The organism is Arthrobacter sp. SPT-J7, assembly GCF_059089965.1.
In genome coordinates this window covers 1-650 of record NZ_JBNHFF010000526.1, presented here as the reverse complement: position 1 = coordinate 650, position 650 = coordinate 1, and the positions used below count along the sequence as shown (strand labels likewise).

1 protein-coding gene is annotated in these 650 nt (G+C 65.2%); it reads left to right on the top strand.

Annotated features, from left to right (window positions below):
- Positions 1-51: 51 nt before the first annotated feature.
- The coding region (locus AC5RWX_RS34060; protein ID WP_493942827.1) for a helix-turn-helix domain-containing protein at positions 52-650 on the top strand (599 nt) is incomplete at its 3' end.

Here is a 650-nt window from a genome sequence, read left to right as displayed (position 1 = left end):
CTTGGGTTCTAGCGGTCGTTGCAACACCCGACTTTGGGAGTTGCAACGACCGTGTCGTCTTCAAGCGAGAATCCGTCCCGGAGGCAGAGGAAGTATTCGCAGGCGCAGAAGGATGGCTTCTTCAAGCTGTTCGGGCAGTTGGGCAGTGTTACCGAAGCTGCTGCCCGGTTGGGGCTGAACAGGAACACCTGCTATCAGTGGACGCAGCGGGCCGGTCTGGCCCGAAAGCGGGCAGAGCAGCCGTCCCGGGAAGACTTTCACCGGTTGCGCCGGGCCGGCCGTTCCCGGCGTGATGCCGCCCGGGAGCTGGGCATCCACCCCACGACGGCGCAGGAGTGGGATAACGGGGTCCGCAAGACGGGCACGGGCCGGATTTATGCCGACGGCAGGGTCGTCGATTACAACACTGGAATGAGAACTGACAGTCCCTGGTCCAGGGTGCCGCTGGCCGCCGTGGAGAAAACCCTTGATAAGCGCTTCCTCTCGCTGCCGGAGAGGGAAACCATCCGCGATCTGCACGCCGCCGGCCGGTCGATGCGCGCGATCGCGGTCCGGCTTGGCCGGCCGGTCTCCACCATCAGCCGGGAGATTACCCGCAACAGCGTCCCGGGCTTGGGCTATCAGCCGCATACGGCACACCGGATGGCCGC